The 19,794-nt window shown below is 59.6% G+C and carries 17 protein-coding genes; 16 read left to right on the forward strand and 1 reads right to left on the reverse strand.

Going from position 1 to position 19,794, the window contains the following annotated elements:
- Positions 1 to 84: 84 nt before the first annotated feature.
- Positions 85 to 978 (reverse strand): helix-turn-helix domain-containing protein, encoded by an 894-nt coding sequence (locus tag IM739_RS21515; RefSeq protein ID WP_237371274.1) that lies wholly within the window; start codon positions 976 to 978, stop codon positions 85 to 87.
- Positions 979 to 1,398: 420 nt separating this feature from the next.
- Between IM739_RS21515 and IM739_RS21520 the strand changes: the two genes are divergently transcribed.
- From IM739_RS21520 to IM739_RS21595, 16 genes are all read left to right on the forward strand, one after another.
- The gene (locus IM739_RS21520) at positions 1,399 to 4,068 is read left to right on the forward strand and encodes an ATP-binding protein (RefSeq protein WP_237371275.1); all 2,670 of its coding nucleotides are present in this window, start codon (positions 1,399 to 1,401) and stop codon (positions 4,066 to 4,068) included.
- A 52-nt stretch (positions 4,069 to 4,120) separates the two neighbouring features.
- Positions 4,121 to 4,660, forward strand: a complete 540-nt coding sequence (locus tag IM739_RS21525) for a transporter (RefSeq protein ID WP_237371276.1) — start codon at positions 4,121 to 4,123, stop codon at positions 4,658 to 4,660.
- A 256-nt stretch (positions 4,661 to 4,916) separates the two neighbouring features.
- Positions 4,917 to 5,747 (forward strand): alpha/beta fold hydrolase, encoded by an 831-nt coding sequence (locus tag IM739_RS21530; protein ID WP_237371277.1) that lies wholly within the window; start codon positions 4,917 to 4,919, stop codon positions 5,745 to 5,747.
- 68 nt (positions 5,748 to 5,815) lie between these two features.
- The gene (locus tag IM739_RS21535; protein WP_237371278.1) at positions 5,816 to 6,277 is read left to right on the forward strand and encodes a DUF4126 family protein; all 462 of its coding nucleotides are present in this window, start codon (positions 5,816 to 5,818) and stop codon (positions 6,275 to 6,277) included.
- Complete coding sequence (locus tag IM739_RS21540) at positions 6,274 to 7,638, forward strand: FAD-containing oxidoreductase (protein WP_237371279.1); 1,365 nt, start codon at positions 6,274 to 6,276, stop codon at positions 7,636 to 7,638. The genes IM739_RS21535 and IM739_RS21540 overlap by 4 nt, the downstream gene beginning before the upstream one ends.
- Positions 7,639 to 7,798: 160 nt before the next feature.
- Positions 7,799 to 8,362, forward strand: a complete 564-nt coding sequence (locus IM739_RS21545; RefSeq protein ID WP_237371280.1) for a cysteine hydrolase family protein — start codon at positions 7,799 to 7,801, stop codon at positions 8,360 to 8,362.
- Between the two features lie 61 nt (positions 8,363 to 8,423).
- A complete protein-coding gene (locus IM739_RS21550; protein ID WP_237371281.1) occupies positions 8,424 to 9,875 on the forward strand; it encodes a catalase in 1,452 nt (483 codons plus the stop codon).
- 9 nt (positions 9,876 to 9,884) lie between these two features.
- Positions 9,885 to 10,682: an SDR family NAD(P)-dependent oxidoreductase gene (locus IM739_RS21555; RefSeq protein WP_237371282.1), complete on the forward strand. Its 798-nt coding sequence runs from the start codon at positions 9,885 to 9,887 to the stop codon at positions 10,680 to 10,682.
- Entirely contained in the window at positions 10,679 to 11,818 is a 1,140-nt protein-coding gene (locus IM739_RS21560) for a hypothetical protein (protein WP_237371283.1), read from the forward strand. The genes IM739_RS21555 and IM739_RS21560 overlap by 4 nt, the downstream gene beginning before the upstream one ends.
- A 117-nt stretch (positions 11,819 to 11,935) precedes the next feature.
- Positions 11,936 to 12,514 carry a MarR family winged helix-turn-helix transcriptional regulator gene (locus IM739_RS21565; RefSeq protein ID WP_237371284.1) on the forward strand — a complete coding sequence of 193 codons (579 nt, stop codon included), beginning with the start codon at positions 11,936 to 11,938 and terminating at the stop codon, positions 12,512 to 12,514.
- Between the two features lie 44 nt (positions 12,515 to 12,558).
- Positions 12,559 to 13,275 (forward strand): hypothetical protein, encoded by a 717-nt coding sequence (locus tag IM739_RS21570; protein ID WP_237371285.1) that lies wholly within the window; start codon positions 12,559 to 12,561, stop codon positions 13,273 to 13,275.
- Between the two features lie 77 nt (positions 13,276 to 13,352).
- On the forward strand, positions 13,353 to 13,901 hold the full coding sequence (locus IM739_RS21575; protein ID WP_237371286.1) for a carboxymuconolactone decarboxylase family protein: 549 nt from the start codon (positions 13,353 to 13,355) through the stop codon (positions 13,899 to 13,901).
- Between the two features lie 421 nt (positions 13,902 to 14,322).
- The gene (locus tag IM739_RS21580) at positions 14,323 to 14,832 is read left to right on the forward strand and encodes an RNA polymerase sigma factor (RefSeq protein WP_237371287.1); all 510 of its coding nucleotides are present in this window, start codon (positions 14,323 to 14,325) and stop codon (positions 14,830 to 14,832) included.
- 113 nt (positions 14,833 to 14,945) lie between these two features.
- On the forward strand, positions 14,946 to 15,941 hold the full coding sequence (locus IM739_RS21585; protein ID WP_237371288.1) for a FecR family protein: 996 nt from the start codon (positions 14,946 to 14,948) through the stop codon (positions 15,939 to 15,941).
- Between the two features lie 226 nt (positions 15,942 to 16,167).
- Positions 16,168 to 18,903 carry a TonB-dependent hemoglobin/transferrin/lactoferrin family receptor gene (locus tag IM739_RS21590; protein WP_442981169.1) on the forward strand — a complete coding sequence of 912 codons (2,736 nt, stop codon included), beginning with the start codon at positions 16,168 to 16,170 and terminating at the stop codon, positions 18,901 to 18,903.
- A 134-nt stretch (positions 18,904 to 19,037) separates the two neighbouring features.
- Positions 19,038 to 19,760, forward strand: a complete 723-nt coding sequence (locus IM739_RS21595) for a hypothetical protein (protein WP_007597387.1) — start codon at positions 19,038 to 19,040, stop codon at positions 19,758 to 19,760.
- The last annotated feature ends 34 nt before the right edge of the window (positions 19,761 to 19,794 follow it).

The raw sequence follows: 19,794 nt of genomic DNA on the forward strand, positions 1-19,794 counted from the left end.
GGTCAGCGAAGGTCGCATATGACAAATCCGGCCAACCTCACCTTTGGCGGCCCACTGATGACCCGCTATCTGTACCGGCGGACTTCAGCAACCCCGCCGGTACTCGCCCGGCGTTTGGCCAAATTTTCGCCTGAACGCCCTGGCGAACGCCGCCTGTGAAGAGAAACGGCAGGCGAAGGCGATCTCGACGAGCGACATTTCTGATGAAGCCAGCAGAGCCAATGCGCGATTGATCCTGCGGCTCCCGATATAACTGTTCGGGCTTTCACCAACCGCCGCCCTGAACGCCCTCGCGAAGTGATACCGGCTCAGACACGCGACCGACGCAATCTCGGTGACGGTCAGATCGGTTTCGAGATTGTCCTCTATGTAGTCCTGGACACGCTTGAGCCGCCGTTGATCCAATGCACCGACTATTCCGCTACCCTGGCTCTCTATGCGGTGATCTGTATAACTACCGCAGATATGCGTTACCAGGACACTCGCGAGATATTCCATCAAGAGCGAACCGCCAGCGGTCTCTTCCCTCAACTCGCCGAGTATGCGTAGGCAAATCTGTCGGACGAACTCGTCGTCGAGCCCGGCTCTATAGAGGTTTTCATCGAAAACGACAGGACGCGATGCCAGCGCGGACAGCGCCTCGATCTGATTGTCGGGAATGTATACATGCAAGACTTCCGGAATCGCCTCGGTCAGCCGGATCTGGTCCTCGTTGACGCCCTTGGGACATAGCCAGAGCGTTCCGGATCGGCTCGGCGTCGATTGAAATCGTCCGTTGCCTCGTCGCTCGACCGTTCCGCCGCCCGTCCCACGAACAGCAAAGGTTATTTCCGTCTGCTTCGAGCAGATATCCGGGATTTCACATGCGGGATGCGTCCGCAACTCCGCGGCCAATCCACTCCAACCTCGTTGCTGGGACGTCGCGAGCAAACCTGCATCGGGAAATTTCTGAACGCCGTGGTCGTAAAGAGATGTCATTGCAGCCGCCCGCGCATAGTCTTGCCCTCAATGTTGTATGATCAGCATCGGCCTGAAATCAAGAAAACAGCACACAAGGTAAAAACCTCGGCACAGCCAGACAAGACGTTTGCGATGCCTGCGTCAATGCTGTTGGCTGAAACAGGTAGCGGGAATTGGCCCGCGCGCAGAAAGTTGCAACGCGAGGCATCCGGAATGCCAGCGGAGCTGCTTCGTTCGTTCGTCACCTTGTTCCAGTAATTGCAATGGTGTTAGCTAAGCGCATTGAAACCTGAAGTATAAGAATTTCGAATGTTATTAAGGGCGTGTCGCGGCACAATGTGACCAACGACAATTTTAAGTGATGTCGCTGGAGTGGCGAGGTTGGAAGAGGAATTTTATTTTGCGCCGTTTTCAATTGTGCCCGCCAGGCGAAGCCTGATGCGGAACGGCGCGGTCGTTCCTTTGGGAAGCCGGGCCACGGACATCCTCCTTTTCCTCGTCGCGCATCCCGGTGAACTGAAAACCAACCAGGAGATCGTAAATCACGTCTGGCCAGACACGTATGTCGATGATGCCAATCTGCGTGTGCATGTGTCGACCTTGAGGAAAACTCTTGGCGACACGAAGGCCGAACCCCGCTTCGTGGCGAATGTCCCGGGTCGCGGCTACACTTTCATCGCCCGGGTAGAGCGCCGGTCGCACCTCTCACCGACCGACCCCCCATTCACCCGCATGTCACGCGACACGGATCCGCTGCGCGTAATCGGCCGCGATGACAGCATTGAGATCATCCTGTCGCAACTGGACAAAGGCCGGCTCGTCACAGTGACGGGTCCAGGCGGGATCGGCAAGTCCACCGTGGCGAGAGCGGTCGCTGCGAGATCGTCCGGGTTGTTTGAGATTGTCGTTGTAGAATTGTCCGAAATCGTTTCCGGCGACCTCGTGCCGACGGTTGTCGCATCCGCGCTCGGTGTCAAATCGAGGACCGACGACATACTGGATTCAATATGCTCGACGCTGGAAGCCACGCCGACAATGGTTGTCCTGGACGGATGCGAGCATCTGATCGAGGATGCGACGAAATTCGTCGAAACCGTCCTGCAGCGCACGCGGTCGGTCCGGTTCCTGGCCACTAGTCGCGAACCACTCCGGGCAAGCGGCGAGCGCGTCCACCGTCTCCTGCCCCTCGACACCCCGGCTGCCAATGTAACCGCAGAGGAGGCGCTCAGTTTTCCGGCCGTTCAGCTTTTCGTCGAGCGGGCCGATGCCTGCCTGGGCGGCTACGAACTGACCGAGGATGATGCACCTACCGTCATTGACATCTGCAACCGGCTCGACGGGATTGCCCTGGCCATCGAACTGGCCGCCGGCCGGCTTGAATCCATGGGAATAGCGTCGCTAGGCAAGTCCCTGAACGACAGCTTCAAGGTGCTCAGCCGCGGAAGACGGACAGCCTTGCCCAGACACCAGACGCTCAGCGCGGCCCTGGACTGGAGCTACATGTTGCTGAATCCCAATGAACAGCGCGCACTGATCGAACTCTCGGTCTTCCGGGGCCGGTTCTCGATAGACGCTGCCCAGGCGGTTTTGACCGGCGACGCCTACGACCTTCTGGCGGCACTGGTAGCCAAGTCGCTGGTGGTTCTGGAGACCGGCGCAACCGAACCATCCTACCGTTTGCTCGACACGACACGCATATATGCTTCCGCAAAGCTTGTGGAATCCGGTGAATTCGATTGTGCCATGGGCAGGTTCGGCAACTACCTGTGCGATTTGTTCGAGGCATCCGCGTCGGAAATGCACACGCATGCCACCGACGAGGTCGTGCGTGATTTCGGCTATCTCATACCCAGTCTGCGCGCGTGTCTGGACTGGGCACTGCTCGAGAACGGCGAAAGGCTCCTCGGCGCGAGGATAACGGTCGCGGCGTTACCACTGTTTTTCAAACTGTCGCTGTATGACGAATGTATCGCCGCGGTCACGTCATCGATCGGCTACCTCGATGCCAACCCCGACATCGACGAGGCGAGCAGAATGAAACTCTACACGGCGCTGGGATGGCCGCAGATGATAGCCGCCGATGCCCCGGGGCGAGGTGTCGAAGCCTGGACGGCATCCGCTCGCATCGCCGAGAAACTGGGAGATGTCGATCATCAACTGCGATCCATCTGGGGGCTTTGGGTGGACACGATCAACAGGGCGGAGCCGACGACCGCACTCGGCTTGACGCTGCAGTTTGCAGAAACGGCAACCATGTCACCCGATCCCGCCGATATTCTGATCGGCCACCGAATGAAAGGTGCGACCCTTCACTGGCTGGGTCGCCATGCAGAGGCTGCCGATTGCCTGAGTACCATGCTGGCAGAATACGACGGCCTGCCATCGGCCGGGCATGCGATCCGATTTCAGTTTGACCAGAGCGTGACCGCCAGAATCCTGCTTTCACGGTGCAAATGGTTTCTCGGAAGCGAGCAGGAGGCCAAGGACGATGTGGTGGCGACGCTCAAATATGCTGAGAGCATCGGCCATTATGCGTCCATGACCAACGCTCTCGCCGAGGCTGCCTGCCCGCTGGCCCTCATGTCCGGCGACGATCAACTGGCTGCTCACTATATCGCGATGCTGCGAGACCACACGAAGACCACGATGCTCGACGTCTGGCGCACCTATGCGGATTGTTTCGAGGCCGAGCTCGCACGAAGAAATGGCGACAATCAGGCCTGCCTGCGACAGCTTCGACACGGGCTTCAGTCGCTCCGCAAGGCGGGGTTCATCCTGTTCGAGTCAATGTTCGTGGTGACCAAGGCACGGGCGTTATCCGGGCTCGGCCGCAATTCAGAGGCCGTCGTGATCCTTGATGCCGCCCTGCAGAAAAGCAAGGCTTCCGGCGAGGCATGGTACCTTCCTGAACTGCACCGGGCGAAGGCGAACATACACCTACAGATGGCGGACATGGGGGACGCGAAACTCAACTTCGACATCGCGGAGCGCACGGCCAGCGCCGCCGGCGCCATCGCTTTGGCCCGGTTTGTCGAACGAGACCTGGCTGGATCCCGCGCAATGACAGAATTGCAAAAGTCGCCGGTTTACACGGATTTACAACTCTAAACTCGCTTCCATCCTTTGGGCGCGGCATTGTGGCGTCGAAGAGGAGAGTGCCATGCAAGGCAGCCAGCCGATCCGATATCTGGTCATTCTTTCAACGGATGAAAGTGGCGACGTATCGGCTGGCGCTGTTACACTCGGTCGAATTGCAGCGCCTTACTATTTCTTCAAGGACCAAGGCGCGGAGGTTGTCCTTGCCACGTTGACGGGCGGCTATCCCTGCCTTCCCGACTACAGAGAGACAGACACGCACGAAAAGAGCCTTCGTCGTTTCCTCCTCGACAGGGCGGCAAGGGACGAACTTGCCGACACACTGGCCGCAGACCAAATCGTCGCGGAAGATTTCGACGCGGCCCTCTGCCTGGGATTATCGGGCGCTCTCTGGGGGAACTGCACCAACAGCGTGACCGCCATACTCACAACGCTTCTGGAGAACGGCAAGCCCGTTGCCGTCATCCCCGGCAAGGCTGTAGCGATTGCTCCTCACGGCGCCGGCGAGGGGCTGTTGATTTTCGGCGATTCAGACAACGCACCGATCATGGCAGCGCATGCCCTTGCGGCGATCGTGACGCAACGACGCAGCCACGTCGCTTGACACCTATCACGCCAAAATCGGCGTTTGCATCAATTTACGACGCTTTACTCGCCATTCGAATGCAGCCCGGGCAACGTCACGGCATCGAAGGCAGCGGTTGGAGGACACCATGAACGAACGCTCAGCAGCATCCACCTTTGGGATCACCCGGCGTGATGTCATTCTGTCCGCCGGTATTGCGATCACTGCCCTGGCGCTCCCGAGACTGGGGGCGGCCTCAACCCAAGCTTCTGCCAACCAATCGGAGAACGAAATCATGTCATTCGTGAAAACACAGGACGGCACGCAAATCTACTACAAGGACTGGGGTCCAAAGGAGGCGCAACCGATCGTCTTCCACCATGGCTGGCCGCTCAGCGCCGACGATTGGGACGGACAGATGATGTACTTCCTCGACAAGGGCTACCGCGTCATCGCGCACGATCGTCGAGGCCATGGCCGCTCCACCCAGACCTGGACCGGCAATGAGATGGATACCTATGCCGCCGATGTCGCAGCGCTCACCGATGCCCTCGACCTCAAGGACGCGGTTCATATCGGCCATTCGACAGGCGGCGGTGAAGTGGCACACTATGTTGCCCGCGCCAAACCCGGCCGGGTCAGCAAAGCCATTCTCATTGGAGCCGTCCCGCCGATCATGGTAAAGTCGGACAAGAATCCGGGTGGCTTGCCGATCGAGGTCTTCGATGGTTTCAGGGCGGCGCTGGTCGCCAACCGCGCGCAGTTCTTTCTCGACGTCCCGGCCGGCCCATTCTACGGCTACAACCGACCAGGCGCGAAAGTCAGCCAGGGCGTTATCGAGAACTGGTGGCGACAGGGCATGGCCGGTGGTGCGAAGGCGCATTACGACTGCATCAAGGCGTTTTCGGAAACCGACTTCACCGACGACCTGAAGGCCATCACCGTTCCGACGCTGGTGATGCATGGCGACGACGACCAGATCGTCCCCTATGCGGATTCAGCGCCGCTGTCGGTAAAGCTTCTGAAAAACGGCACCCTTAAGACCTATGCCGGGCTGCCTCACGGGCTGTGCACCACGCATCCAGAGATCGTCAATCCCGATCTTCTCGCCTTCATCAAGAGCTAGTCGCTCACCAGTTCAAGCAGTGGCGCATCTGAGAAGATGCGCCACGCCAGGTCATCACAGGGGAAAACATGATGATAGTCTTTGCGCTTTTGATCGGTATCGTTGCAGGATTGCGTGCGATGACGGCCCCGGCGGCCATCGCCTGGGCCGCAAGTCTTGGATGGATCGACATCTCCCAGACACCGCTTGCCTTTATGGGCTACAGGTGGACACCCTGGATATTGTCCGTGCTGGCAATCGGCGAGTTGATCAGCGATCAGCTCCCGAGTACACCCTCCCGGAAGGTGCCGGTCCAGTTCGGAACACGCATCGTGACAGGCGGCCTTTCAGGCGCCGCCATCGGAGCAGCGGGCGGGTCGCTCGTGCTGGGACTGGTCGCCGGGATCATCGGCGCGGTCATCGGCACCTACGGCGGCGCGACGGTTCGTGCCCGACTTGCCGCCTCCTTCGGCCGCGACCTCCCGGCCGCCCTCATCGAAGACGTGATCGCTGTCGGTGGCGCCCTCCTTATCGTCTCGGCCGTGTCATGAAGGAGTTCGACGCCATCTTCATCGGCGCGGGACAGGCTGGACCGTTTCTAGCAGCCCGGATGGCCTCGGCAGGGCGCAAGGTCGCGCTGGTCGAGCGGAAGTATCTCGGCGGCACCTGCGTCAATGCCGGCTGCATGCCGACGAAGACGCTCGTTGCCAGCGCCAGGGCCGCCCAGGTCACCCGCAGCGCCTCGGCCTATGGCGTCTTGATCCCCGGTGAAATCGGGATCGACATGAAGGTGGTGCATGGCCGGGCCGAAAAGGTGACACAGGATGCCCGCCAGGGTCTTGAGACGTGGTTCGATGGCCTCGACAGCATGACCGTGATCTACGGCCAGGGGCGGTTCGAAGACCCGAATACGGTTGTGGTCAATGGCGAGAGGCTTATTGCACCACAGATATTCATCAACGTTGGAGCGCGTCCGTCCATTCCGGACTATCATGGCCTTCAGGATGTGCCGTACCTGACAAGCACGTCGATCATCCAGTTGACCGAAGTCCCCCGCCACCTGGTGGTGATTGGTGGCAGCTATATCGGGCTGGAGTTTGCGCAAATATACCGCCGTTTCGGCGCAATGGTTACGGTCGTTGAGCGCGGCACGCATCTCGCCTCCCGTGAAGACGTGGACATTTCCGATGCGATCGCCGACATCATCCGTGCGGAGGGCATCAACGTCCAGACGGAAGCAACCGGATTATCATTCCGCAAAGCCGCAGACGGTATCGAAGTGACGACGAACAGTGGAACCGTCATCGCCAGTCATATACTCGTCGCGACGGGGAGACGGCCGAATACCGATGACCTTGGCCTTGAGACGACGGGCGTAGAGACGGATGAGAAAGGCTTCATCCTCGTCGATGACAGTCTTTCCACCAATGTCCCCGGCATCTGGGCGCTGGGCGATTGCAACGGACATGGCGCGTTTACGCATACATCCTACAACGATTTTGAGATCGTCGCCGCCAACCTGCTCGACGGAGCCGATCGCAAACTCAGTGATCGCATTCCTGCCTATGCGCTGTACATCGATCCGCCGCTCGGTCGGGTCGGCATGACGGAGCGTCAGGCGAGAGCTTCCGGGCGGCCGATCCTGGTCTCGACACGGCCGATGACCCGTATCGGCCGGGCCGTCGAAAAAGGCGAAACCCAGGGCATGATGAAGATCATCGCGGACGCCGGAACGCAGCAGATACTCGGCGCCGCTTTTCTCGGCATCGAAGGCGACGAAGCGATTCACGGCATCATCGACGCCATGAATGCACGCACCCCCTACCCGACCCTACAATGGTCGGTGCCCATCCATCCGACCGTGTCGGAAATCTTGCCTACGCTTATCGGTGATCTCCGGGCGGTCTCTTGAGCCGAGCCCCGGAAAGCGAAGTGCATCCCTGTCGGAGCTGTGTTGGTCCCGCAGGCTACAGGTAAGGAAGGACAAGGTCCTTCCTGTCGTCAATCTCGCAACAGCTTCCACGAGCGGCACCCGCCGCGCGAGCGGCAGCGCAATGGATAAAGGAAAAGCCATGAGCAAGAGAGCTTTGATCGTTGTCGATATCCAGAACGACTACTTTCCCGGTGGAAAATGGACATTGGCAGGCGTGGAGGCCGCAGCACGCAACGCGGCGCGCCTGATCGCCGATGCCCGGTCGGCGGGAGATCTCGTCGTCCACATCCGGCACGAATTCCCGACTGCCGACGCCCCCTTCTTCCAGCCAGGTTCGGAGGGTGCAGCACTTCACCCAAGCGTCATCAATCTGGATACCGAACATGTGGTGCTCAAACACCAGATCAACTCCTACCGCGACACTGATCTCAAGCAACATCTAGATACACACGGTATCGAAGAGGTCGTCGTCTGCGGCAACATGAGCCACATGTGCGTCGATGCCATCACCCGCGCCTCGGCCGACTTCGGCTATCCCGTCACCGTGATCCATGACGCATGCGCGTCACGCGATCTCGAATTCAACGGTGTCACCGTCCCGGCCAATCTCGCCCATGCGGCGTTCATGTCGGCCCTTGGCTTCGCCTATGCGCGCATGATGTCGACAGACGAATATCTCGGATCAGCTGCGAAGGCGGCCTGACGCTCGCGGACGGCAGTGATTGCCGTCCGCCCATTTCCGCCAAAACATGAAGGGGACCGCAATGAGGCAAAGCCTTACCCATGCCAACGGTGCACCCGTCACCGACAACCTGAACATACAGACGGCGGGTCCTCGCGGCCCTGCGCTTCTCCAGGACATCTGGCTTATCGAGAAGCTCGCCCATTTCGACCGCGAAGTCATTCCCGAGCGGCGTATGCATGCCAAGGGGTCCGGAGCCTGCGGCACGTTTACCGTCACGGGCGATATCTCCCATTTCACGAAGGCAAGACTGTTCAGCGAGATTGGCAAGCAGACGTCGGCATTCGTCCGTTTTTCGACGGTCGCCGGCGAAAGGGGTGCTGCCGACGCAGAGCGGGATATCCGGGGTTTCGCGGTCAAGCTCTATACCGAAGAGGGTAATTGGGACATCGTCGGCAACAATACTCCCGTCTTCTTCTTTCGCGACCCACTACGCTTTCCCGACCTCAACCACGCGGTCAAACGCGACCCGCGCACGGGCATGCGCAGCGCAAACAACAATTGGGATTTCTGGACGCTTCTTCCGGAAGCGCTGCATCAGGTCACTATCGTCATGAGCGACCGCGGCACCCCGAAATCCTACCGCACGATGCATGGCTTCGGGTCGCACACCTTCAGTTTCATCAACGCCGCCAACGAGCGCGTCTGGGTCAAATTCCATTTTTGCAGCCAGCAGGGCATTCACAATCTCACCGACGAAGATGCTGCGGCAATCATCGGCGATGACCGGGAAAGCCACCAGCGCGATCTGTATGAGGCCATCGAAGCCGGCGACTTCCCGCGATGGACGCTCTGCGTGCAGGTGATGACGGAGGAGCAGGCGCGCGATCACAGACACAACCCGTTTGACCTGACCAAGGTCTGGCCCCATGGAGACTATCCGCTCATCGAGGTCGGCATACTGGAACTCAACCGGAACCCGGACAATGTCTTTGCGGAAGTGGAACAGGCGGCGTTCAGCCCCGCCAATGTCGTCCCCGGGGTCGGCTTTTCACCGGATCGCATGCTGCAGGCCCGGCTGTTTTCCTATGGCGACGCTCAGCGCTACCGCCTCGGCGTCAATTACAACCACATACCGGTCAACGCGCCGAAATGCCCGTTCCATTCCTTCCACCGCGACGGCGCGATGCGGACCGACGGAAATCTGGGGTCCACGCTTCACTACTTCCCGAACTCCCAGGCGGAATGGGAAACGAGACCGGGCATGGCCGAACCACCAATGCCGACGGGCGACTACGCCGCGCATTACGACCATCGGGTCGATGATGACCACTTCGAACAGCCAGGCGACCTGTTCAGGCTGATGTCGCCGAAGCAACAGCAGGCATTGTTCGACAACACCGCCCGCTCGATTTCGGGAGCGGATCTGAAGATCAAGGAACGCCACATTGCCAACTGCACGCGGGCCGATCCGCGCTACGGCGCGGGTGTGGCGGCAGCAATCGGCATTTTGGCCGCACAGGCGGCGGAATAGGAGAACAAGATGGCAAAGGGAACGGCATTGATCACCGGAGCGTCTTCGGGCATCGGAGCGGTTTATGCGGAGAAGCTGGCAGGTCGAGGCTTCGATCTCGTCATCGTCGCACGCGACGTCGAACGGCTGGCGATCCTATCGAAACGGCTGGCGCAGGAGCATGGGGTCTCTGTCGCCGCGCTGCCTGCCGACCTGTCTCGTAGCGCCGACCTAGCTAAGGTCACGGCAAAATTGCAGGGCGACGACTCCCTGCGGATGCTCGTCAACTGTGCGGGAATCGGACCGAAGGGCCCGGCTCTGACCGCTGAGCCCGAAAGGCTGTCGGACATGGTTTACCTCAACGTCGATGTCCTACATACCCTGACGACCGTAGCCGCCAGGATTTTCGCCGATCGGGGAGAAGGCGCGATCATCAACATCGCCTCGGTCGTCGCGCTGATGCCGGAACATTTCAATGCGACCTATGTCGCAAGCAAGGCTTTCGTGCTCGCATTGACCGAGGCGCTGGAAGTGGAACTCAAGCCGAAAGGCGTCCGCATTCAGGCGGTCCTGCCCGGCTTCACGCGCACGGAAATCTTCGACCGCGCCGGCATCGACATCAATGCGATCCCGCAGGACATGATGATGGATGCTGCCGAGATGGTGGATGCCGCCCTTGCGGGCTTCGATCAGGGGGAAATCGTGACCATCCCCTCGCTTGCGGATGTCACCCTCTGGCAAAAATACGTGGAAGCCAGGGGAACACTGGCGCCGCACCTGTCGCTTAAACATGCCGCGGGGCGCTATGCGATTGGGCAGCGCCCATGACCCGGAGAGATACGGTCTTCCGGGTAGCAGCCTTCGCATCGACATTGACGGTTGCCTCCCCGGCAATCGCCCATGTCAAATGGTTCGCCCCCTATATCATCGGCGCTCCGCCGCAACCGATCTCGACCGTGCTCGCCGATCCGTGGTTCTGGATCGGTATTGCGCTGGTCGTGGTCTTCTTCGTTCTGGCGCGCCTGGTCGAGATCAGTCCGTTGGGCGCACGTGTTCACGACGGGCTGGACCGTATCTCCGGACCATTGTGGAACAGGCTGGATGACTATGTCCGCGTGACCGTCGGTGCATTTTTCGTGGCGATCTTCTCGGTCGGCGGCGTATACCTGACACCCGATCTCAAGACCCCGGCGGAATGGGTGTCATGGCTGCAGCTCCTGATCGCCGCCTGCATCTTCTCGCGCAAGACCATGCCGTTGGCGGGCATCGGCATTCTGGCACTTTGGTTCCTGGCGATCCGTGACTATGACCTGTTCCACCTGTTCGATTATCTGGCGCTGGGTACGGGGGTCGCCGCCTATCTGATCCTCGAGCCGTCGAAGAACGAGACATGGAGATCGCATCGCTTTGAGGCTTTGCGTTGGGGTCTCGCCATCGCCCTGATGTGGTCGAGCCTCGAAAAATTCGCCTATCCCGACTGGTTCTATCCGCTTGTCGTCGAGAAGCCGTTCCTGACCTTCGGCATGCCACGGGATGTGTTCATCCCGATGGCAGGTGTCGCTGAATTCACCATGGGCTTCGGCCTCCTCTGGACTCCCTTGATCCGTCGTCTGTCGGCGATCGCGCTGATCGTGATCTTCACGGCAGCAGTGTGGCCGTTCGGGCGGGTCGATCTCATCGGACATGGCCTGATCATGGCTATCCTGGTGGCTGTCGCCTGTGATCAATGCCGCGTCACAAGGTTCCTGCCCTCACTCAAGGTCCACCTTCCGGCAATCCCTGGAGGGATCGCCAGCGCCTTGGTGGTCTTTGCGACCGCCTACTGGGGCCTGCATCTCGCCTTTTACGGAGCCGAAGGATTTACGGGCCCGGCAACTGCCGAGAGGGCAACACATTCGCACAATGCCGAGCAACCGCATGGGCCGATATCGGACACGGGTATCGGCGCACCGCCAACCAAATGAAGTCTCAGACCATCTCTTGACATGGATAGGAGTCCTATACATATTAGATCCATGGAAACGCCCAGCAACCCAACGTCTGTTAACCACCGCATTCGCGAAGGACTTTCGCGGATCGCCATGGCCATGCGGACAGATGACTGGACCCGCGCCAAGACAAGCGGCGTGAACCCGACACAACTCGCCATTCTGGAATTGCTGGAAGGGCGAACGGACGGACTGGGCGTGAAGGAGATCGCCGCAAACCTGAGGGTCTCGCAACCCACAGCCACCGACTCCATCGCGGCGCTTGGACGCAAGGGCTGCGTGACCAAACGCGGTGGCGAAACCGACAAGCGCGCCGTCAATGTCGGCATCACGCCCGAAGGACTTTCGGTGCTTGAGGTTGGCAGGTCGTCGCAAAGCGTCGCCGAACAATCGGTAGATGCCCTGGCCGACCGCGAACAAGAAGATCTGCTGGTCACACTGGTCAAGATGATCAGACATCTTCAAGAGATCGACGCGATCCCGATTCAACGCATGTGCGCCAGCTGCCGGTATTTCGCGCCATTCATCCATTCGGATGCGGCAAAACCGCATCACTGCAATTTCGTCAACGCGGCATTCGGACAGCGGGATATCCGCATAGACTGTCGGGAACACGAGACCGCCGACCCTGCGTCACGGGCAGCCACCTGGGACGCGTTTCAACAGGGCTAGTTTGCAACCCCTCCAGGCTATGGAGACAAGAGGAGAACATCGAAATGACCAGGATATCTGCAGCCGGCGCGCTTCTCGCCGGAACGGCCTCGCTATGGCTGTCAACAGCCAGCGCGCACTCGATCAAGGCCGACCCTTCGCAAGCCGTACAGGCTTCGTTCGACATCATCGAGACGACGATCGCCACCAAGGGCGATTCCGCCGTCTTTACAACTCGCGTCCGCGGGGAAGCTGGCGCTGACAAGCCAGCGGCAACCGGCAAATTCGAAGGATCGGACGTCTATGCCTATGTCTGGCCGACATCGCTCAACAGCGGCGAGATAGGCTTCGGCAAGGATCAGGGCATCGTCGCACTCGCCGTCACCTTCCATCCCGATTTCGACGATGCAGCCAAGGGCGGCAAGAATCGCGACATCTGGCATCCCCACTGGGTGGTTCTGGCCGAGGACAAGGCCTGTGGCGGCGGTCTGAAGGTCATCGACATCCCCGAAGGCACAAAGCCGAAGGTTCCGGAAACCTGGCCGGGCGTGCCTCTGCTGATCGACAGTCCCGAATACCCGACGACGTTCCGCGGTGATGCCGTGGACGTCACGATCCCGCTGTCGTTGATCGGCGGCATCAACGGCGCATCCTATGACGGGGTGACTGCCGGCCTCAAGGTCAACGGCAATTTGCACGCACCGCTTCTGTGCGTCAGCAACGTATTCAAGGTCGCTTCCGGCAACCTCAGCCTTCCCGGCAAGGTGATGCCTTCCAAGTGACTTGAATTGCGCGGGTCCGCCGACAGCCATCGACGAACCCGCATATTCCCCCCTCCAGGCTAATAGAGAGAAAGAACATGTCCAGAATTACACTTATCGAACCGACCAATGCAACAGGCGAGACATCGCAACAGCTTGCCCAGATCAAGTCCGCCTTCGGAATGGTCCCGAACATGTTCAAGGCGGCGGCCAATTCGCCCGCAGCCTTGAACAGCCTGTGGGGTGCATTTGGCGCGCTCGGCAGCGGCCGCCTCGGCGCCAAGCTGGGTGAACAGATTGCCGTTGCCATCGCCGATCGCAACAATTGCAACTATTGCCTCGCCGCCCATACGGGTCTTGGCCGCAAGGCAGGTGCGACTGGCCAGGAGATGGCCGACGCCCAGGCTGGCCGCTCGACCGATCCTCGAACCGCCGCCGCTCTCACCTTCGCGATTGCAGTGGTGGACAAGCGCGCAGGGATCGAAACGTCCGATGTCAGTGCCTTGCGATCGGCTGGTTTCGACGACGAGGAAATCGTCGAGATCGTCGCACACATCGCGCTGAACCTGTTTACCAACTACCTGAACGTCGCCCTCGACGTGCCGGTCGACTTTCCAGGTGTGAAGCTTACGCGCGCAGCGGCCTGAGTCCCTGAGGTTTCAGGGAAAGCCGCAAACCTGCTCTCGGTTAAACCCGTCGATGGCGGCCCGTGGATGAACGGGCCGCCGCTCGCCGCAATAGCAGCCAAAACCAACCGGCGGACGAACTGGAGGCGGCGGCCGCTGAGACAGCCTTGCCAAGGGAGGCCGCGATATCATGATAGGCTGCATCCTGATGCTGAGCCCAGGAATAGCGCATATATGGATCCGCACACCTTTTTCACCACGACCTAACCGTATGACGAGCGGGATTCCCTGTCCGCCGAAACACGATGTCATCCATAGACCGATGATAACTTGACATTTCTATTCATATTTATTCAAACGATGATATCTCCTCGCTCGCCGCCAGGTGGTGCGAATTGTTGTGTCGCATCCTTTCTTTGCAATCATGCTATTTGAGCCGATCATGGTCACTGTAAAAAAAGATGCCCGGTATGAAGTGTACCTGAAGGCACGCAAGGCCCTGATCGACTATGCCACGCCGATTACCGGCTCCCGCGAGGACGCTGAGGATATTGTACAGGATGCGTTTCTGAAGTTTGTGCCGGAAGACAGCGAAGGGCCAACGCCTCCGAAGGCCTATCTGTTTCGCATCGTTCGCAACCTGTCTTTCAATAAAAGGCGCAGGCGCAAGCTTGAGACGAAGGATGAGCCGGACGACATTCCATGGTGGGCCTGGCCGCAAAGCCGCCCGTCACCGGAGGCGGACCTCGTGCTGCAGCAGCAGATAAAGCTGGTGGCTCAGGTCATGGAGCAATTGCCGGATCGCGAACGCGCGGTCATGGAGATGTACCGCTTCGAAAAAATGACGCTGCAGGAGATCGCTGATCGGCTGGCGATTTCTGTTGCCACCGCGCACCGCTTGCTAAGTGCAGCCATGCGCCGCCTCCGGGACGAGACAAGGGATGTCTTGTGACGGAAAAAATCCCGCTCAATGCAAATTCTGTGAAAGAATTACCCGGCTCGCGTGTTTATGCAGATAATGCATTTGAAACTACACAATCGCCAGGACTGACAAGGCCGGCCCAGATGACCTCCGAACCACGCAACAACCGATCTCTCCTGTTTGAGGAAGCCAGCGAATGGCTGATCCGTATCCGGGAAAATCCACAATCCGCCGATACACGGGCGACGTTCGAGGCCTGGCGGCGGACCTCTTCGGATCATGAACAGGCTTGGAGCGATCTCTGTCGTCTATGGAGCGCCACGGGAAAGGCCGAGCCGTTCTATCGTCCGCTTGCCCAATCAAGCAAGCCCAAGGCGCCGAAGGCAATGCGGTTGCCGGTATTTTCCCTTCCCCGGCTTGCGACGGCGCTGGCGATTGTGTGCGTCAGCGCACTCGCTGTCTTCTTTGCGGCCCCCTCCCTGATGATCCGATTGTCCGCAGATCACGTGACGACGACTGCGGAGATCCAGACCATCCGGCTGGAGGATGGCAGCACGGTGCAACTTGCGCCCGAGAGTGCCCTGCGCATCGAATTCCACGACGGTGTCCGGCAGGTCGTGCTTGTGCGCGGTGAAGCATTCTTCGACGTCGCCAAGGATACAAACCGGAAATTCAAGGTCGTTGCGGGCGGCACCGAGGTCGAAGTGCTCGGCACCGCCTTCGATGTTCATGTCACCGAGGCGTCGACAACGGTCTCCGTTGCCCGCGGCTCGGTCTCGGCATTTGCCAGAAACGCTTCGCCACCTTCGTCAAACAACATGCTTGCACCGGGCGACGCCATCGAGATCGACGAGCGGACGGGCATTGCGACCAGGACGCTTGTTGCGGCAGACGACGTCGGCTCGTGGCGTCAAGGCAGGTTGGTGGTCAGCAATGCGACCATAGCCTCGGTGGTGGACGTCATCCGGCACTACGACAGCGCGTGGATCACGCTTGCGGATACTTCGCTCGGCGAACAGAGGGTGACGGGTATCTACGACCTCAAATCCCCCGAACTCGCACTCGGGGCGCTGGTCGATCCATTCGGCGGCAGGGTCAGAAACTTCGGCAGCTCCGTCAGGGTCATAAGCCGCCATTAAAAATATGATAATAATAATCAAGATTTAGCACAAAAGCGAAAAACCTACTGAAAATATCGGCTTATCGATGTGTCTTTCTGTCAGCAAACCGGTTCGACCGGTGTGCCAAGGCAGGAGAGGCAGTGGGTAAATGGTACAACGAGTAGCTTTGAGGCGACATCCTTCCCCAAAGGGCAGAGCCGGGAAAATTGGGTTTCTTTTGAGTTCGGTCGCCCTCGGCACCGTCATGCTCTGCGGACAGGGGCAGGCGCAAACGGCCGTTCCCGCCGTAGGCCAGCAGTCGCACCAAACGGATATGCGCGATTTCGATATTACAGGTCAGCCGCTGTCAGGAGCGCTGGCCGCATTCAACCGCCAGTCCGGCATCCAGGTGAGCCAGGCCTCTGGCACAGCAGCGAATGTCACTGTCAATGCCGTCAGGGGACGCATGACGCCGCAGGCCGCTCTCACGACCATGCTTTCCGGCACAGGCATACCCTTCCGGTTTACCGGCAACCGGGCCGTGGTGATCGGCGCCAGCCAGAACGGCAGCGAAGCCACCAATTCCGCGGACGATGGATCTACGGTCCTTGAAACCATCACTGTTGCCGGAGGCCGCGGCACGGCCACGACCGGTTCCGGCTATCAGGGTACGCCCGACTGGGTCTACGAGACACCGAGCAGTCTCAGCGTGGTTGGCCGCGAAGCAATACAGGCGGCCGGCGTTCGCAACACCCGTGATGTCTTCAACCGGATATCCGGTGTCTATGCCGGCGAAGGCAATGGAAGCTTTCCGACGGTGTCGCCGAATATTCGCGGCCTGCAGGATTCCGGCCGTGTCGTCGTCTCGATCGATGGCGCACGTCAGAATGCCCAGCGCGGCGCCGGTTTCGGTGGTGGCAACTACATCTCCAACTCGGGCCAGGCCTTTGTCGACAGCGCATTCATCCGTGCCGTCGAAGTGGAAAAGAGAACGTCCGCGACGTCCGGCAGTGCCGGTTCGCTTGGCGGCAAGGTCGAATTCCAGACGGTCGGTGCGGACGACCTGATTGCCGACGGCAGAACCTGGGGTGTCGAGACGAATACCTCGACCGGCACGAACAACTATTATTTTCAGGGCTCTGTTCTCGGAGCGACCCGGCTTGGCGAGACGCCATTCTCACTGACCGGCGGCTTCAGCAGTTCCAATCTCGGTGAATATGCGATCGGCCGAAACGGCGATTCGGCAACCACCGAAACCAACATGAAGAACCTGCTCGGTCGCAGCAACTGGAGCTCGCTGTTCAAGCTGGAAGGGGATTTCGGCGATGTACAGACATCGCTGTCCTGGATGCATCAGGACAACTCCTTCCTTTACGGATCGTCCGGTGGCGCGAGCCTCAACCATGAGGACGCGCGCAACGACAGCGTTACGGCCAAATTCGCCTGGGATCCGGAATCCGCGCTGATCGATATGAAGGGCCTGCTGTGGCTCAACGATTCCATGACAAATGAGGTGCGCGAGGCACGCACGAACGAGGCGCCTGAAACCTCGATCGACATGGGGACAAAAAGTTTCGGGGCTTCGCTGGAGAATACCAGCGAGCTGGATACCATCGCCGGACCGCTCACCCTGAACTACGGCGCCGAGGCATTTCGCGACATCGCCAACTCGTCTGCCTATAGCGAAACGATTGCGGCCGAGCCTGACATCGCCAGCAGCTATACCGCTTTCAGCCCTCCAGGCCGGCGCGACATGGCGAGCATCTTTCTCAACGGAACGCTGGAGCCGACGGATTGGGTCAGCGTTTCTGCCGGGATACGCTATGACTGGTCACGATTGAAGGGGACCACCAGCTATTTCAATCGCCGGGTAACCACAGTGATCACTCCCGCCCGTGTTGCGCAGGCAGTCACCACATGGGGTGCCTGGGGCCAGATCTACGATGTCACCAACTACACGTTTCGCACGGCTGTTTGCACAACAGGCATCAATCCAAACACCGGTCTCGCGGTGAATAACGTACTACGGACCCGCACATGCAATGCGTTGAACGCAGCCGGCGAAATGATCGATGGCCTTTGGTACGTGGCCGGCGACATCGTCCCTGCGACACAAGAACCCCCAGTTGAAGACTTTCCGGAATACGAAGTCGACATCGACCGCATCGACAGTGCCTGGCTGCCATCGGCTACCATAGAATTCAAGCCGGTAGACTGGTTCCGGCCGTATGCCAGCTATTCCGAAAGCTACCGCCCCCCTACCATTCTCGAGGCGTTTCTCAGCGGCGGCACGCCCAGCGACGACATTGGCATCACCTATGCTCCAAACGAACATCTTCGCTCCGAAACCGCTGAGACCTATGAGATCGGCACCAATATCAGCCTGGACGATGTGCTGACCGGAGGAGACTCTCTTCGCGTGAAGGCCGCAGTCTTCTACCGAGAAATCGAGGACTTCATCGTGATGGGTGACATCTACACGTCCGAAGTCAGCAGCCGGACATATAGAAGCTTCGTCAATGTCGACGGCACGACCCGCATGAAGGGCATCGAACTGGAAGGCAACTACGACACAGGCGCGTTCTGGCTGGGCGGCACGGCCACCTTGCTGGATACCAAATGGCCGACCAAGACCGAGATCTTCTCGAACGGCAGCCAGACCACCACAGGCGACATCTTTGCGACGTCAGGCAACGTGCCGCCGAAGATGAAGCTGACCCTGGATGGCGGCATGCGCTTTCTCGATGAACGGCTCTCTCTCGGCGCACGCGTCAATCACGTCAGTCCCAATCAGGGCAGGACCTACGATTCCGACGGTGACCTGACCGAAGCATCAGACCGCTACACCACGGTGGATCTTTACGGCTCGTTCAATGTGACCGATGCGGCAACGCTGCGGTTTGCGGTCAACAACGTCACCGATCGGAACTACCTCCCGGCAGGCGGCGACTATACCGCTCCAGGCCGTACCTTCATCGCAACACTGAAGATGAAGTTCTAACGCTTCCCTTATCGCGCGGCTTAGCAGCAGCGCCGACCAGAAATTCCCCGGGCCAGGGTGATGGCCTGACCCGGGGATACAATGTCCGGACGATCGTCCGGGCCAATGTCAACAGCCACTCAAGGAGAAACCCCATGGCTGCAGTCATCCAACTTAGCTCCGCCTCCGCCAATATGGAAGGCTACCTCAACGGTTGGACGAGCGGTTACAGCTCGACCTATGGCGCATTTTGGGACGAGGGTAACGGCCTGGTCACCAATCCGCTCGCAACGACCGTCTACGAACAATGGGGCAACGGCTCCACAGGCGGCAACGGCATCTACATGGAAGGCGAATTCCAGTATTCCCGCGGCAACCTGACCGGCACCGTCGACAGCATCACGCTCGGCACAGGCTTCAGCCAGTCTGCATCTACCGGCTTCAGCGTCTCGGCCGATCTCGTGATCACGCCGGACAGCACTTTCCCGAGTGCCAGCCAGGATGTCTTCGATTGGGCGATCTACGATCTGACCGTCAACAGCTCGCTCGACAGCCTCTATGACTATCTGGCGGCCGTTGGCACCGAAGTTCGCGATACCGCCGCTTCCGATACCCTGGTTGGGTTCGGCGGCGCCGACACTTTCGTGTTCAGCTCCGGCAATGACATCGTCAAGGCAGGTCCGGCCGGCACTTATGGCTATCAGGACGGTGTAGACACGTTGGACGTTTCGGGATGGTACCTTTCCGATTTCAGCGAACTGACCTTCTCAAACCTTAACGGCAACGCCGTTATCGGAAACCAGTATACCAGTGACACCATCACACTGAATGGTGTTTCGTCCAGCGTCCTCGACGCCTCCGACTTCCTGTTCGCCTAAGGGTAACAAAGGTCGCGCGCACAGCTCTTGTGCG

It is taken from the genome of Rhizobium sp. SL42 (assembly GCF_021729845.1).
Classification (GTDB): Bacteria; Pseudomonadota; Alphaproteobacteria; order Rhizobiales; family Rhizobiaceae; genus Allorhizobium.

Excerpts from the sequence above, each read along its gene's own strand:
- IM739_RS21570 (WP_237371285.1), top strand. The coding sequence starts at position 12,559 with ATGACCAGGATATCTGCAGCCGGCGCGCTTCTCGCCGGAACGGCCTCG.
- IM739_RS21530 (WP_237371277.1), top strand. The coding sequence starts at position 4,917 with ATGTCATTCGTGAAAACACAGGACGGCACGCAAATCTACTACAAGGAC.
- IM739_RS21590 (WP_442981169.1), top strand. The coding sequence starts at position 16,168 with ATGCTCTGCGGACAGGGGCAGGCGCAAACGGCCGTTCCCGCCGTAGGC.
- IM739_RS21535 (WP_237371278.1), top strand. The coding sequence starts at position 5,816 with ATGATGATAGTCTTTGCGCTTTTGATCGGTATCGTTGCAGGATTGCGT.
- IM739_RS21560 (WP_237371283.1), top strand. The coding sequence starts at position 10,679 with ATGACCCGGAGAGATACGGTCTTCCGGGTAGCAGCCTTCGCATCGACA.
- IM739_RS21575 (WP_237371286.1), top strand. The coding sequence starts at position 13,353 with ATGTCCAGAATTACACTTATCGAACCGACCAATGCAACAGGCGAGACA.
- IM739_RS21545 (WP_237371280.1), top strand. The coding sequence starts at position 7,799 with ATGAGCAAGAGAGCTTTGATCGTTGTCGATATCCAGAACGACTACTTT.
- IM739_RS21540 (WP_237371279.1), top strand. The coding sequence starts at position 6,274 with ATGAAGGAGTTCGACGCCATCTTCATCGGCGCGGGACAGGCTGGACCG.
- IM739_RS21525 (WP_237371276.1), top strand. The coding sequence starts at position 4,121 with ATGCAAGGCAGCCAGCCGATCCGATATCTGGTCATTCTTTCAACGGAT.
- IM739_RS21520 (WP_237371275.1), top strand. The coding sequence starts at position 1,399 with ATGCGGAACGGCGCGGTCGTTCCTTTGGGAAGCCGGGCCACGGACATC.
- IM739_RS21555 (WP_237371282.1), top strand. The coding sequence starts at position 9,885 with ATGGCAAAGGGAACGGCATTGATCACCGGAGCGTCTTCGGGCATCGGA.
- IM739_RS21595 (WP_007597387.1), top strand. The coding sequence starts at position 19,038 with ATGGCTGCAGTCATCCAACTTAGCTCCGCCTCCGCCAATATGGAAGGC.
- IM739_RS21585 (WP_237371288.1), top strand. The coding sequence starts at position 14,946 with ATGACCTCCGAACCACGCAACAACCGATCTCTCCTGTTTGAGGAAGCC.
- IM739_RS21550 (WP_237371281.1), top strand. The coding sequence starts at position 8,424 with ATGAGGCAAAGCCTTACCCATGCCAACGGTGCACCCGTCACCGACAAC.
- IM739_RS21580 (WP_237371287.1), top strand. The coding sequence starts at position 14,323 with ATGGTCACTGTAAAAAAAGATGCCCGGTATGAAGTGTACCTGAAGGCA.
- IM739_RS21565 (WP_237371284.1), top strand. The coding sequence starts at position 11,936 with ATGGCCATGCGGACAGATGACTGGACCCGCGCCAAGACAAGCGGCGTG.
- IM739_RS21515 (WP_237371274.1), bottom strand. The coding sequence starts at position 978 with ATGACATCTCTTTACGACCACGGCGTTCAGAAATTTCCCGATGCAGGT.